This is a genomic window from Bartonella sp. AA126HLJHH (genome assembly GCF_042197425.1).
Classification (GTDB): domain Bacteria; phylum Pseudomonadota; class Alphaproteobacteria; order Rhizobiales; family Rhizobiaceae; genus Bartonella.
This window is the reverse complement of record NZ_JBHIRU010000001.1, coordinates 144,638-159,606: the sequence shown is the minus strand read 5'-3', so window position 1 is coordinate 159,606 and position 14,969 is coordinate 144,638. Positions and strand designations below refer to the sequence as shown.

The following is a 14,969-nucleotide window of genomic DNA, read 5'->3' as shown; positions in this document are numbered from 1 at the left end:
AAGCTTTTTGTTGAGGCGTGAAGAGATGTATCTGAAATATTTGATTTTTGTTATGCTATTCTCTAAAGGGACAAAATCTTCACGAAAGATAGTATGTTATTTTGCTGCTATATATTTATTTTAGAGAAATACCTTACCTTGTTTTCAAGCCCATATCGTGCTGTTGCCTAAAGAATGTAGTGTGTGCAATATATTGATTTATAAAGATAATTTATTGTTATTCAACTTGAATTAGAACTTTGAATATCGTACGAATCTCTTTCGTATTGAATCAATCAAAATCATTCGGCTTGTATGCTACAAGCGGAGAATCCTGTGTGGATAAAACTATTAAGAAATAACTAAAAATGCCTCTTATGAATCATCTCGAGAGCTAAGAGCTGTCGCAACATTAGGGACTGGCAGAATAGTGTGAGTGGTGCCGGCTTGTTACTCCATAAGCGTAAAGATAGAGGGGGTTAATGGATTTATCGTTATACAATTCACGAATGTTATTGCGAATGGGCTTAGGGAAGACTTTGAGAGAGATCTCTTTAAAACAAGTACGTGAATTTGCAACACAATGGCATTCTGTTTTTACGTGAAGGACATGATTCCATTAAAGACCGTCAAAAACGTGAGGCAAGCAGAGAATTCATAAGATATCGATTTTATTGTCAAACGCATTTAAAGCAATATTTTTTAATAATAAAAATTACCTATTATTTTAGATTTTGTTTATTGTGTCTGGAATAAGATCACTTTTCTTATAACGAATAGCTCCCCAAACAGAATACTCCAAAATATAACATTATTGTGTTGCAAGTTTATGTACTTGTTTTAAAGGAACATTTCTCAGTGTGCGCTTGAGTCTATTTCATAAGATTGCTTGTGAAATGGTATAAAGTATCTCTTATGAATGGTATAAAATCTACACTACCGTTATTAATAAAGGTATAAGTATTTACTAAAGCTATAAGCCGGCATTATCATTCTATTTTCCAGCTTCTCATGTTGCTGACAATCTTTTCACTTGAAAGTGTAGAGGTATTTTTATTGCTTATCTTAAGAGTTTTTATGCATATACCAATATCTCTTATGACGTACAACAAGCGCTTTTGATTGATCCATCATAAATATAAAGAAAATTTGCAATAAGCAAATTACATCTTATCTTTTGTTTAAGATATAAAATAACAAATTACGATTATAAATCAAAGTATTAAAATGTATATTAAAAGATATTTTTGTAAAAGTATTTATCAGAATTATATGTCGTATTTTTCTATTTTAGCGGTTAAAAGAAAGAGGAATGTCATTTTGCTTTTCATCTGTTTTTTTACATATTGAAATTATAGCCTTATATAGGCACTAACGTTGTGCATTTATAAACTCTTCAAGCCGTTAAGGTATTGGAGGAATATCATTTTAGTTTCTAAATGTAGAAAAAGCAGCAAAGCTTGCTTTAAAGCAAGCTACAACAGTAAAAAAGTTTTATAATAAAACCTCTCTTATTTTTTCAATGTTTTTCTTTTAAACGGAGTGTATCTATAATTTGCAACACAATTTATAATTGTTAGCTTATTCTGTTGTACCATAAAAGACCGACATTTGAGGTGTGGTGATATAAGGTATGTAAGCCTTTTTGACACAGTATTCTGAAAGCACGTGGTGAATATTTAGGGTAAGCCTTGTATAAGTGAATCACATAAGTTGTTATCAAGAGGAATGAGCTCAATAAAAATCTAGATTGTTTACAGATCAGATTGGGTAGAGTCTTTGTCCTTTAAAAGTTGTGTGGAGAAAAAAATTATCAGTGCAGGGATAAACACGGATAAAGGTTGTATTAATCCAGATTCATCATCATCCGCGATAATTTTTTCAAACTTTTATGCTTTCTCTTTCAGGATTCACAACACTTATGAATGTTTCAACACTTATTTGAGGAAGGGAAGGGGTTTTTGAAATTTCATGGTTAAAGTCAATTGCATTCAACAAAATAGCGAGTAAAGTTTTCATCTAAATCCAAGAAGTTTATTTTCAATAAACCATAAATTCCTTGCCAACTTTGATTAAAGTAATGCTTTTTCGTGGTAACAAGTCTTTTTTATAAATGGAGCATTACCTTCTATCCATTTTTTATTTCAAATTTTATTTAAGGATCTAGAAATTAGGAGGTATGTTTTTTGAACTGGATATTATGAAGTTTTTTATAAAACCCATGTTCTTTTGCTAGCAATTCTTTTTGAGTACCTTGTTCAATCAGTTGTCCATTTTGTATGACCACAATTTTATGAGCACGAGCAATCGTTGAAAGGCGATGAGCAATAATGATCGTTGTGCGTCCTTTAGTAAGGTGATGAATAGCTTCATTAATTTGTGCTTCGGTGTGTGAATCGAGCGCACTTGTTGCTTCATCAAGAATCAGAATTTCACTATCGTGAATCATTGCTCTAGCGATAGCGAGTCGTTGTTTTTGCCCCCCTGAAAGATTACAGCCATTATCACCTATCTGTGTATCATAACCATTTGGCAAACTCATAATAAAGTCATGAGCATTTGCTGCTTTTGCTGCTTCGATAATTTCGTCATCACTAGCCCCTTCTTTTCCAAGCCCGATATTATATTTAACAGTTCCTTGAAAGAGAAAAGTATCCTGTCCTACATAGGCCATCAGGTTTCTCAGAGAGCGAAATGTTGTGTAGCGAATGTCTTGATCATTAATCAATATGCGTCCTTTTGTGGGGTCATAGAGGCGCATAATAAGGTTGATAAGGGTTGATTTTCCCGAACCGGATGGTCCCACCAATGCTGTCATTTTTCCGGCTTCTATTTCTAGGTTGATGTCTTTCAATATCATTTTGTTATTAGTGTATGCAAAAGAAACATGTTCGAAACGAATAGTTCCTTGCGTTTTATTCAGATCTTTAGCTTCTTTATGTTCTATAACTGTAAGGGGACAATCGAGTATTTCAAACATCGTACGGATATTGACCAAGCCAGATTCAATTTTAACACGTACATTTGCTAGTCTTTTTGCGGGTTCATAAGCTAAAAGTAAAGCAACAATAAAGGACATAAATTCACCTTGAACACCTGCGCGTTGGGTTGCAAGATAACCGGAAAAACAAATAATACCTGCAATGGCAACACCCGTGAGTGTTTCCATAATTGGATTGGTAATAGCTTCGAGTGTTGCAATACTGTTTGTTTGTTTTTCAACATCACAAATGGCTTTGTCCATCCGTTTTTTCATGACTTCTTCTAGTGAAAAGGCCTTGATGATTCGAATACCAACAGCCGTTTCCTGTACGATTTTGATAATTTCACCAAGTGAAAGGAGCTCTTTTTCCATCAAGCTGCGAACGCGTTTTAAAGCCATTCGAACGCCTAAAAAAGCTAGTGGTCCTACGATTAAAGTAATGGAGATTAACACAAAGTTTTGAATGAACATGACAAGCAACAGACCACTAACGGAAAGCAAATCACGTACAAAAGTTGTGATAATAGTATCAATTATATTACGTACGGCTGTCGCGTTATGAGTTACACGAACAAGAAGATCAGATGAAGTGTTATTATGATAAAAAGAGACACCTTGTTCCATAAGTCGTGCAAAAATTTTACGCTGTTGTTCAGCAATGATACTATTGCCTGCTTTGTTTAGAAAGTAAGTTTGGAAAAAAGTTGCAACTCCTTTGAGAATAAAGATAAAAGCAATGAAGCTAGAAATCAAAACAATCATAGGAAAATTTTGTGCATCAATAATCTGATTAACAACATCCCGCATAATCCATGCACTGGTTGCTGTGGTACAAGAAATGATGATCATTGAGAAGATAGCCGCACTGTACCAACGCATATGTTTACGAAAATTTTCTCGCAAAAGGCGGATAATAAGATGTTTGTCAAAAGAGGAAATTTGTTTTTTAGCCATGAAGAGCTTCTATATTCTCTCATTATTTTATGCAAGATTGAAACACTCTTAATTAAAAAGCCCCTTAATCTTTTTTACAAAAATAGCTTTTTCTTTCAAGGTTCATCACATCAATTTCACGACGGTGAGAGTGAAGAATGTAGTTCAAAGTTTCTGTAAAAGGTATAACGAAAATTCGTTGTTCATCATTATTTTTAGTTTTCAATAAAAGATACCGGTGAGTTTCACTATTGTATTTACCAATTTCCATATTGTGATAGCCTTTGGCACTTGAAATGGCTCACAAAAAACATTTCTGCTTTTTTAATAATTTTTATGTATCATCTCCATTTGTGATGTGTAAGCAAACAATTTTGCCGCATTGCATGATAAAAGAGCTTGAAATAAGAAGACCTTACGATGTTTGAGCTTTCTCATTAATATGCAAAATAACGAATTCTTCTTATAAATTGATAAAGCATTATTAAACTCTTAAAAGGATTTATACACATTTATAAAACCTTAAAAGCACCACAAAAATTCTATGTGGTGCTTCTAAATAATACTATACACATCATTTTGATGCGTTGCATGCGAATATTATTCCAATGCAAAACTATTTAGGTGCTATCACCATCATCATTTGCCGGCCTTCAAGCTTTGGCTCCAATTCGATTTTGGCAATTTCACTTGTATCTTCTTTCACACGCTGAAGAAGCTTTAATCCAAGATCTTGGTGAGCCATCTCACGACCACGAAAACGCAAAGTAATCTTTACTTTATCACCATGATCAATAAAGCGATGAACAGCCTTGAGTTTGACTCCATAATCATGGACATCAACATTTGGGCGCATCTTAATCTCTTTGATTTCGATGACTTTTTGCTTCTTACGTGTTTCAGCAGCTTTTTTTTGGGTTTGATATTTTAATTTTCCCAAATCGATGATTTTACATACAGGTGGCTCCGCATTTGGTACAATTTCAACCAAATCAAGTCCCGCATCTGCAGCCATAGCAAGAGCTTCTTGTATCGCAACAACTCCCTGATGTTGTCCCTCATCATTGATAAGCTGAACATGAGGTACCCGAATATCCTGATTTGAACGTGGTCCGTCTTTTTGGGTAGGTGTCATTTTAAACGGTTTACGAATGGTTTATGCTCCTTAAATTTTGATTCAACTACAGTTAATTTAATATACAATTATGTACCTAAAAACAACTATAATTCGTGTTATTTTCATTATTTGATTTATTACTTTTTGGAATGATTTAGATTATAAAAGTTTTTCTCTTAATTTAAAGAAATTGTTTTATAGAGGATAAAAAATCATGGATCAAAATATTCCTTGTCAGTTTTTTTCATTTGAGAACACCGCACTTGCAGTACGCTATCGCAAGGGGCGCCAATCTCCAGGTTTGGTTTGGCTTCCTGGCTATCAATCCGATATGTTAGGAAGTAAGGCAACGTTAGTTGATCAGTTTGCTCAGAAGAATGATTTGTCTTGTTTACGTTTTGATTATTCTGGACATGGAGAATCTGAAGGTGATTTTTTTCAAGGAACAATTTCGCGTTGGGTTAAGGAAAGTTTAGCGACTTTTGAAACCTATTGTGAGGGTCCACAAATTTTGATTGGTTCCTCTATGGGGGGGTGGATTGCGCTAAGGCTTGCAATGATGCTAGCACAGAAAAATAAGAAGCTTGCTGGCATGATATTGATTGCTCCAGCACCTGATTTTACACAAACATTGGTGGAACCAAAATTAGGCCCAGAAGAATGGAAGATTTTGGAGGAGAAAGGCTATATTGAACGACCTGCAGTTGATGATACAGAGCCAATGCCCTTTACAAAAACATTGATTGAAGATGGGCGCGAAAATTGTGTTATGAAAGGATGCATTGATGTTGGATGTCCAGTCCATATTCTACAAGGGATGGAAGATGAAGATATCCCCTATCAGCATACATTGACTTTACTTGATCATTTACCTCTCCATGATGTAACATTGACACTTGTTCGTGATGCGGATCATCGCTTTTCTCGTCCACAAGATTTAGATTGCCTTGAAACAGTATTGAGATCTTTTATTAATCAGATTAATGCAAAGTAAGGGGTACATTTATTGATGAAGATAAAAATATATGAGCATTTCTAAACAGCATTTTATTTTTTCTGAGCGTTTTGTACCTGTACGGGTGCGGGAAAATAAGTATGCGCGCCGTCTTACCTTACGTATTGATGCCAGAAGTCAGGAGATTTGTGTAACAACACCACCAGCAATAAATCTCTATGCGGTTGAAAATTTTATTGAAAAGCATCGATCTTGGATTGAGGCACGTCTTGCTCATGTACAAATCTCTCATAAAAATGCTTATCTCAAAGAAGGGGCGACAATTTCCTTATTGGGTGTTTCTCATACCATAAAGCATAGAGAGGGACGTGGGGTAACAGAAATCATTACAGCAGATGCGGAGCAAGGGCCTGAAATTATTGTTTATGGTCAATTAGAATATCTCCCAAGACGCATTGCTGACGTTTTGAAAAAACAAGCGGCGCTTATTATAACGCCTTTGGTGGCACATTATGCTCATCAGGTAGAGCGTAAAGTCAAATCCATTTGTTATAAAGATACGAGAAGTCGTTGGGGCTCTTGTTCAATCGATAAGCGTCTTTCTTTTTCTTGGCGCCTTATTATGGCACCAAAAGAAGTTGTTGAGTATGTTGTTGCCCATGAAGTTGCTCATCTTGTTGAAATGAATCATGGGCCAAGATTTTGGGCTCTTTGTGAAGAGCTATGTCCTGATAGTAAAACATATCGTGCTTGGTTGAAAGAAAATGCTTCTAGACTGCATGCAATTAATTTTGATTCATATAATTTAGAGGCGTAAAAAACTTTCAAATGAAGGCAATATTTAACGGAACTTTTTGTTGAGTGTTTTGTTGAGTGTTTGCTTGCTCATGCATAATGAGGAAGCCATTGAAGCTCTCAGCACGATTGTTCTCCCCTGCTTGGTTTGCTGAGTGTCTTCAATGTTTTGCTTTATCTTTTTTGTAATTCAGCGTAATAACCCTAAGTTCCGATGACTTATAAAAAAATGGGAAGGTTTTTTATGTCTGTTCTTACAGATCCACTTCAGCTATTACAGGCACTTATTCGTTGTCCTTCTGTTACACCTCATGAAGCAGGGGCTTTATCAACTTTGGAACAATTTTTAAAAAAAATGGGATTTCACGTCGATCGCCCTGTTTTTACGGATAAAAATACAGATAATGTTGAAAATCTTTATGCAAAAATGGGAAGTGAAGGACCCCATCTTATGTTTGCGGGTCATACGGACGTCGTACCGCCAGGTGCATTGGAAGATTGGACTTATCCACCTTTTGAAGCTGTTATAGATCAGGGGAAATTATATGGGCGGGGTGCTGTTGATATGAAGGGTGGTATCGCTTGTTTTATTGCGGCTCTAGCGCGAGTTCTTGAGAAACGACCCATTAAAGGAAGGGTAAGCCTTTTAATTACTGGTGACGAAGAGGGGCCTGCTGTTAATGGTACGGTAAAACTTCTCAAATGGGCAGAAAAAAAAGGCGAAAAATGGACTGCGGCTCTTGTGGGAGAACCAACAAGCGTAAAGACTGTTGGTGATATTATCAAAATTGGTCGCCGCGGATCGATTTCTGGTGTCATTACCGTGAAGGGTCGCCAAGGTCATGTTGCTTTTCCAGAAAGGGCTGCCAATCCTTTGCCTTTGGCAAGTAAGCTTATTCAAGCATTGACACAAACCGTTTTAGATAAAGGGACAGAAAATTTTCAACCCAGTAATTTAGAGCTAACAACCATCGATACCGGTAATTTAGTGGTCAATGTTATTCCAGCGCAGACAACGATTCGTTTTAATATACGCTACAATGATCTTTGGACAAAAGAAACACTGATGAAGGAAATTGAAAAGCGTCTTGCTTTGGTACAATCAAAAAACAATGGTGACCAATATCCCTCTTATCAGCTTGAATGGATTCCAAGTTTAGGAGATGTTTTTTTGACCAAAAATGATAAACTCATTCAAACTTTATCCAATGCTATTAAAAGTGTAACAGGGAATATACCAGAATGTTCCACTTCTGGTGGTACTTCAGATGCACGATTTATTAAGGATTATTGCCCAGTGGTCGAATTTGGTTTACTGGGGCAAACGATGCATATGGTAGATGAGTGTGTAGCCCTTGATGCAATAGAAACACTTACTACTATTTATGAGCGTTTTATTATTGAATTTTTTGCATAAAGAAAAGGTTGCTGGTTCAAAAATACCTTTATCTTGTTGTGCCATAAGATATTGCCATTTATGGTGTGGTGATACGAGACTCGTAAAACTTAATATATTAAGTAGTCTTAGAGTAAGTAATGAATATTCTTAAGTTGGGATTCTTGCCTGTAGAGTCTTTAGTTAAGTGAATTACATAATTGAAAAGCCAAAAGAGATCTGCTTGAAGAAGCAGAACTGTTTAGACCATATTGGATTGAAAATATTCGTTCTTTAAAGTGTAGAAAGGAAGTCACACGCAATCATATATGGAAAACAATGAATATTATATCATCATTGTGTGATGACAGGTTGATGCCATAAAGATACACAAAAACATGCTACTATTGTAAAAAGTTCGTACAACATAAATGCGCTCATTCACAGCTCATGTTTTGATATGTTTTCTGCACTCGCATAAAAGGTACTTCTTGTTCCTATAGACTTTCTTAGAATAAAGACTATAGGAAAAGCGCTTTAAGTTTGTTTTATTTCATATATTTTACCTTGCTTTTTTTGTCCCCAAGAACTTCCGTTGCAAATCATTACGAGATAGAAGGTGAGCGTATTTAATCAGCTTTAATCTTGGTTATGATAAAGATACACAGAATTTTTTTGTAGCAGCACGTTGATTTCTTTAACCAAAGATTGTCCTAGTATTATTCTCAATTTTTTAATTAAATAACCTTAAAGGACGGGTACAGACACTTATAAGCATATACGCATACAAGTAAGATCATATGAGATTAACATCGTTTCGCTCGCTAACAAAGCAATACCGATTCATATTTAGTATATTTGCCATTTGAGCACATTATTTGTTTAGTAAAGCTCATGATGTTGCTGTTACCTATAAATTAATACGATCATACAGCCGCGTATCTCAAATAAATATTGGTTCAGTATTTTTTGCGATAACAGCTTTTATATGACAGAATAGGATAAAAGCATTGTGTATATCTATTTTTTGTAATCTCTGAAACAGACATACAACCACAACCTGATTGAGGGGAAATATAAAGGTATAAAGGTGAAAATCAGCGTTCTTTTTTACTTTCTCTTTTATTCAGCTTTACGGTTTTCAAAATTATCTAGAGTAATATCTTTTAAATAATCAGAAATTGATGCATGGTTTCATGTTTATTTCTCTGGTTCTTTTAATGGTGCCACGATTTCATAAAGAAAAAATACATTATCGTATTATGCATTCACGTACTTGTTTTAAAGAAATTTTCTTAATGTTTGTCACATTTGTGCTACTACGGTGCTTATGAATGTTGTAATATAAAATCTATAATGCCTTCTCATCTTTATGTTTATGAAAAATAAAGTTAGAGCACCATACACTTTCTAGCTCAAAATATTGCAATAGCTTTTAGCACTTAAGAGTGTTCATAAGAGGCCTTTTTACTCCTTTTTATAGTTTTTATCCACATGCTTCTCTATTTTTAAGGTGTAAGCAAATGGCGATAACTAACTTGCTATAAATAGTTTTGAAATGAAAGAATCTCACAATATTCTAGTCTCACCTTGCTATGAAAAATGATAATTATGATTAAAATAAGTATGTTGTTATAAAAACTTTAATTTGCGAGTTGGCTGATGATGTGATCAAGAACAATACGTCCTTTGGCTGTTGCTTTTAAGCGTTGGTTATCGACCATTTCTATCAATTCTTGGTGTTGTAACTCGATCAGTTTTTCCATAGGGATGCGTTTGGGACTTAAGGTTTCATAGCGTATAAGTTCTAAGCCTTCGCAAAGGCGTAATCCCATAAGGAGCATTTCATTTGCCTGTTGTTCAGTGGTTAAATGTTCCGTTTCAATACAGCCATGTCCTGTTGTTTCTACCAAATTAAGCCACTGTTCGGGATGCTTTTCATTTATTGTGACATAACGTTCGCGGTTTTCAAGGTGTGATGACAATGTTTTTGAACAGAAAGAGGAATGATTCGGTGTATGCTCAATGAAACGTCCATGTGCTCCTGGACCAAAGCCTGCATATTGGTGATAACGCCAATAAAGAAGATTGTGTGCTGATTCGGCACCGGGCATTGCATGGTTTGAGATTTCATAGGCAGGAAGTCCATGTAGTGCCGTTATTTCTTGAGTAAGATGATACAGATCTGCTGCTAGCTCTGATGGGGGAAGGATAAGTTTTCCTGCATCATGAAGGCGTTTAAAGGCGGTTCCTTCTTCGATCGTCAATTGATAAAGAGAAAGATGGTCTGCTGCCAAATCAATTGCTTGGGAAATTTCAGATTTCCATTCTTCGAGGGTTTGTTCGGGGCGGGCATAAATGAGATCAAAGGATAAACGTGGAAAAATTTGTCGTGCTAAAGCAATGGCACAAAGAGCTTGTTCCACATTATGGAGTCGGCCAAGTTTGCGCAATGCTTTATCATTGAGCGCTTGTATTCCTAGAGATAAGCGATTAACACCTGCCGCACGGTATCCACGAAAGCGCTCTGCTTCCACACTGGATGGATTAGCTTCTAATGTAATTTCAACTTTATCATCGACTACCCATTTTTTTGCAAGTGCTTGCAATAGGGCATCGACAGTTTGTGGCTCCATAAGAGAGGGGGTTCCTCCACCAATAAAAATACTTGTAATATGGCGTGGTCCTATTTTGTGGTATTGCGTTTCTATTTCGCGCTTAAAGGCGGTGACAAAACGTGGTTGATCAACACCATGGATGCGAACATGCGAATTAAAGTCACAATAAGGACATTTAGCTGCACAAAAGGGCCAATGAATGTAAATGCCGAAAGGTTCATTCATGAGAATGCTAAAAGGTTTTCTGCTAAAAGTTTGAAAGCACGTGCGCGATGTGAAAGAGGGGGAAGATCATTGCGTTTCCAGTTGTGTTTTTGTTCTGTTGACATTTCTCCAAAGGTATTTTCACATCCATCTGGTAAAAAAATAGGATCAAAACCAAAGCCTTTATCTCCCCGTGGAGGCCAAATGAACGTTCCTTCAACGCATCCACGGAAGTAATCTGCATGAGCATCAGGCCATGCAATGCAAATGACGGATATAAAACGGCATTTCCGTTGACTTTTTTCTCGTGCTCCGACTTTTTGGAGTTCATTTTCTATTTTTTTCATAGCTTTTGGAAAATTACGTGTACCATCGGCTTGAATTGCCCAATCAGCGGTATAAACGCCTGGCGCACCCTCCAATGCATCTACCTCTAAGCCTGAATCATCAGAGAGGGCAGGAAGTCCTGTTTTTTTTGCTGCTGAAAAAGCTTTAATATAAGCATTTTCTTCAAATGTTTTTCCCGTTTCTTTTGGTTCTGGCAAGCCTAGTTCTTTTGCCGATTGTATTATTAAACCGAAAGGCGTAATTAAAGTAGTGATTTCATGCAATTTTCCAGTGTTATGTGTAGCAATGACAAGTTTTTTATCTGCTATGCTTCTCATATAGATTTCTCCAAAAATGAAAGGGGAATTATTTTTGTGCTAAAAAACGGTTTAAATGCTCATATACACACATTCTGCTTGATTTCACATAATATGATTATTTTACACGTTTTATGATATTTTATTCCAATAAAATTTTTTATCTTGCACGAAGATAACCTTGCAAAGATAGGGAAGACATGTCTTTTTTATGATAGCATTTTATGGTAAACTTCCAATTTTCTGCTTGCTCTAAAGGGTGAAATTTTCTATTTACAGCGATTTTTAATCAATCTAGATTCTCTTGACAAGTCCCTACAGCAGACCACTTTACAGATCAATTCTTAATCTTAAATATTTCTCACACACTCTAACAAAAATATTTCCTGCGTAATTTATCAAGCATCACTCTGAAAGGTAGCATTTTACAGCTCAATAGGATAATATGTTTTTATACTACTTTAGACTATTTGACCAAACCTTGGCAAAACTTATATAAGAGATGAGGATTTTAAAAGTAGTGAAACAGTTGTGATGAAGCACAAAACTATTGATAATGAACTAAAATATCTTGATGAACGTTCGCGTGATATTTTTCGCCATATTGTTGAAGCTTATCTTAATGATGGTGAACCTGTAGGATCACGTAATCTTTCGCGGCTTTTACAACAGACATTATCGCCTGCGACGATTCGCAATGTGATGAGTGATCTTGAACATCTCGGTTTGATTTATGCACCACATGTTTCTGCGGGTCGAATGCCAACACAATCAGGTTTACGCTTTTTTGTTGATGCATTTATGGAAGCGGGTGATTTGCCAAACGAAGAGCGAGAAAATATTGAAATGCAAGTCAAAGAGGCTGGTCATGCACAATCGGTTGAACATTTTCTTGTTCAAGCAAGCCGAGTTCTTTCAGATCTTTCACGTGGGGCAGGGCTTGTTTTAGCAACAAAACAAGAAGGAACATTGAAACATATTGAATTTGTGCGCCTTGATAGGGAGCATGCTCTTGCCGTTTTGGTGACTCAACAAGGTGAAGTTGAAAATCGTATTGTTCATTTACCGGAAGGGGTTACTCATGCACAATTGACGGAAGCAACGAATTTTCTCAATGCCCATATCCAAGGGCTTACATTGAGTGAAGCTAAAGGGGAAATTGCCCGCTTATGCGCAGAAACACGGGCTGCACTTGATGATTTATCGCATCATCTTGTTGAAACGGGATTAGCTCTTTGGGGAGGAGAAGGTGCTGATCATAAAATACACCTCATTGTTCGCGGGCGTAGCAATTTACTTGAAGATGTGAAAGCAGAAGAAGATTTAGAACGATTACGCCATTTGTTTGATGATCTTGAAACGCGTGAAAGTATGGCACAACTTCTCGATTTAACGGATGAAGGTTCTGGGGTTAGAATTTTTATTGGTTCAGAAAATAAGTTATTTTCACTTTCTGGTTCTTCTTTAGTTGTAGCACCTTATCGTGATTCACAACAAAGAGTCATTGGTGCTTTAGGTGTTATTGGTCCTACACGGCTTAATTATGCAAGGATCGTGCCCATGGTTGATTATACAGCTCAACTTGTGTCACAGTTATTGCGTTAAAACGATGCAAGTAAGTATTTGTACTATAAAAGCTCATTGTATTATATAGTATTATATACATCGATACCCCTTGATTTTTGTCTGTAGAATTTCGATATCGAGAATAACGAATCTTATGAAGGAATAAAATTTTTATGTCTGATGAAAAAAACAAATTTACTGACGCTTCATTTGAAAATTGTGATTTAAAAAATCCAGCTGATCGTAATACACTTAAACAGGCAGCCGATGAATTTTTAAAAACACATAAAACAGAGGAACACGAAGTCGTTGAAACAGAAAGCAATGAGGTTAGTGATCTTTTAGCGTCTTTGCAGGATGAAAATAAAGAACTGAAAGATCAGCTTTTACGTCTTGTTGCAGATATGGAAAATCTTCGACGCCGTACTATGCGAGATGTGGCGGATGCAAGAGCTTATTCCATTGCTAATTTTGCACGGGATATGTTATCGGTTTCTGACAATCTCAATCGTGCTTTGGAAGCTATTCCAGAAGGTGCACGGGAGAGTGATGCTGGTTTGAAATCATTGGCAGAAGGCGTTGAAATGACTGAACGTGCCATGATGGCAGCATTAGAACGTCATGGGGTGCAAAAAATTCATCCAGAGGGGCAAAAATTTGATCCTCACTTTCATCAAGCGATGTTTGAAATTCCCAATGCTGATGTTCCAGATAATACTGTTCAACAAGTGGTTCAGGCAGGTTATATTATCGGGGAAAGGGTGTTACGTCCAGCTATAGTGGGTGTAGCCAAAGGAGGAGCAAAAGAAACTTCTGTTGAAGATGATTCGGCTTAAAACACATCAATAACAAACCTCTATCGTAAAATGCAGTATTCCCTGCAGTTTCATATACATAGGGTCTTTTCTCAAAGAGTTTTTAAAGGGTGTGACAAACACCCTTTTATTTTTGAAGTGGCCAATTTCCTTTTACAACATACACGGCATCGCTTGAGGGAAATGGCGATGAAAATAAAACAAAATGATCAACCTCAAAAGGAGGAAATGAAAAATTCCTTCGAAAGAACAGATAAGGAACAAGGTCTTCAGGTTTAGTATCAAGCAGTCGCGCAATAGTAATATGTGGAGTAAATTCTCTTTCATCAGGTGTTAGACCTAAATGGCTACGGATAGATTGCATCTTTTCGTGTAGAAGATTGAGAGCTTTACAAGGTTTAATGCGAATAACAAGAGAGGGGGCAGTATTTTCTGAACCAAAAATATCAAAACCATCTATTTGTAGCATAAAAGGAGAGAGCTTTATTGTGTCAAAGGCGTGCATAAGTATATCTGCGGTAGAACTTTCAACTTTGCCAAAAAAAGATAAGGTGACATGAAAATTTTGCGAATTAATCCACTGCGTATTTGGTAAGCCACTTTGCAACGACACAAGTTGTTGTGTTGTTTGTTGAGGAATTTGAAGGGCACTAAATAGACGACCCACAATATTACCTCTTTACAATGAAAAGATGCCACTCCAAGCACAATGATAGATAACGAGAGTGAGTTGTCTACCAAAGAACATAAGGCAATAGTATAGAAAAATAATGTTTAAAAAATGCTTACCATAATTATGAATATACACAGCTTATTTGTTTTAAGAAAATGGTTATGATATTGATAAGAATTGCGTTTTCAGGATCTGTATCACAATGATGTGCAATGGAAGATTACTTGTGTATTATAAAGGCTACAAAGTTAGCAGAAAATAAGAAAAGTTGATAGATTTTTGATGTGCGAAATTATTTTGACATTTATCTTT

General features: G+C 36.0%; 11 protein-coding genes. 5 read left to right on the top strand and 6 right to left on the bottom strand.

Annotated elements, in window-relative coordinates:
* Positions 1 to 2,149: 2,149 nt before the first annotated feature.
* The 3 genes from ACFIQC_RS00550 to infC all read right to left on the bottom strand — a co-directional run bounded on the left by ACFIQC_RS00550 (position 2,150) and on the right by infC (position 5,030).
* The gene (locus tag ACFIQC_RS00550; protein ID WP_375692994.1) at positions 2,150 to 3,916 is read right to left on the bottom strand and encodes an ABC transporter ATP-binding protein; all 1,767 of its coding nucleotides are present in this window, start codon (positions 3,914 to 3,916) and stop codon (positions 2,150 to 2,152) included.
* 64 nt (positions 3,917 to 3,980) lie between these two features.
* Positions 3,981 to 4,166 (bottom strand): hypothetical protein, encoded by a 186-nt coding sequence (locus ACFIQC_RS00545; RefSeq protein WP_375620867.1) that lies wholly within the window; start codon positions 4,164 to 4,166, stop codon positions 3,981 to 3,983.
* A gap of 345 nt (positions 4,167 to 4,511) precedes the next feature.
* Positions 4,512 to 5,030: a translation initiation factor IF-3 gene (infC, locus tag ACFIQC_RS00540; protein ID WP_026500140.1), complete on the bottom strand. Its 519-nt coding sequence runs from the start codon at positions 5,028 to 5,030 to the stop codon at positions 4,512 to 4,514.
* Between the two features lie 196 nt (positions 5,031 to 5,226).
* On the opposite strand from infC, the gene ACFIQC_RS00535 reads away from it, so the two are divergent.
* The 3 genes from ACFIQC_RS00535 to dapE all read left to right on the top strand — a co-directional run bounded on the left by ACFIQC_RS00535 (position 5,227) and on the right by dapE (position 8,179).
* Positions 5,227 to 6,006, top strand: a complete 780-nt coding sequence (locus tag ACFIQC_RS00535) for an alpha/beta hydrolase (protein WP_375612802.1) — start codon at positions 5,227 to 5,229, stop codon at positions 6,004 to 6,006.
* Positions 6,007 to 6,037: 31 nt separating this feature from the next.
* Positions 6,038 to 6,784, top strand: coding sequence for a M48 family metallopeptidase (locus ACFIQC_RS00530; protein ID WP_375673681.1), 747 nt, complete (start codon positions 6,038 to 6,040; stop codon positions 6,782 to 6,784).
* Between the two features lie 222 nt (positions 6,785 to 7,006).
* The gene (gene dapE / locus ACFIQC_RS00525) at positions 7,007 to 8,179 is read left to right on the top strand and encodes a succinyl-diaminopimelate desuccinylase (RefSeq protein WP_375706596.1); all 1,173 of its coding nucleotides are present in this window, start codon (positions 7,007 to 7,009) and stop codon (positions 8,177 to 8,179) included.
* Positions 8,180 to 9,780: 1,601 nt separating this feature from the next.
* Here the strand turns inward: dapE and hemW are convergent.
* A complete protein-coding gene (gene hemW, locus ACFIQC_RS00520; RefSeq protein WP_375629182.1) occupies positions 9,781 to 10,980 on the bottom strand; it encodes a radical SAM family heme chaperone HemW in 1,200 nt (399 codons plus the stop codon).
* A complete protein-coding gene (rdgB, locus tag ACFIQC_RS00515) occupies positions 10,977 to 11,624 on the bottom strand; it encodes an RdgB/HAM1 family non-canonical purine NTP pyrophosphatase (protein ID WP_375629186.1) in 648 nt (215 codons plus the stop codon). The genes hemW and rdgB overlap by 4 nt, the downstream gene beginning before the upstream one ends.
* Positions 11,625 to 12,137: 513 nt before the next feature.
* Here rdgB and hrcA point away from each other — a divergent pair.
* Both hrcA and grpE read left to right on the top strand, forming a co-directional pair.
* Positions 12,138 to 13,208, top strand: coding sequence for a heat-inducible transcriptional repressor HrcA (gene hrcA, locus ACFIQC_RS00510; protein WP_375620862.1), 1,071 nt, complete (start codon positions 12,138 to 12,140; stop codon positions 13,206 to 13,208).
* A gap of 134 nt (positions 13,209 to 13,342) precedes the next feature.
* Positions 13,343 to 14,005, top strand: coding sequence for a nucleotide exchange factor GrpE (grpE, locus tag ACFIQC_RS00505; protein WP_375620861.1), 663 nt, complete (start codon positions 13,343 to 13,345; stop codon positions 14,003 to 14,005).
* 106 nt (positions 14,006 to 14,111) lie between these two features.
* On the opposite strand, the gene thpR is transcribed toward grpE, so the two are convergent.
* A complete protein-coding gene (thpR, locus tag ACFIQC_RS00500) occupies positions 14,112 to 14,651 on the bottom strand; it encodes an RNA 2',3'-cyclic phosphodiesterase (protein ID WP_375620860.1) in 540 nt (179 codons plus the stop codon).
* Between the last annotated feature and the right edge of the window lie 318 nt (positions 14,652 to 14,969).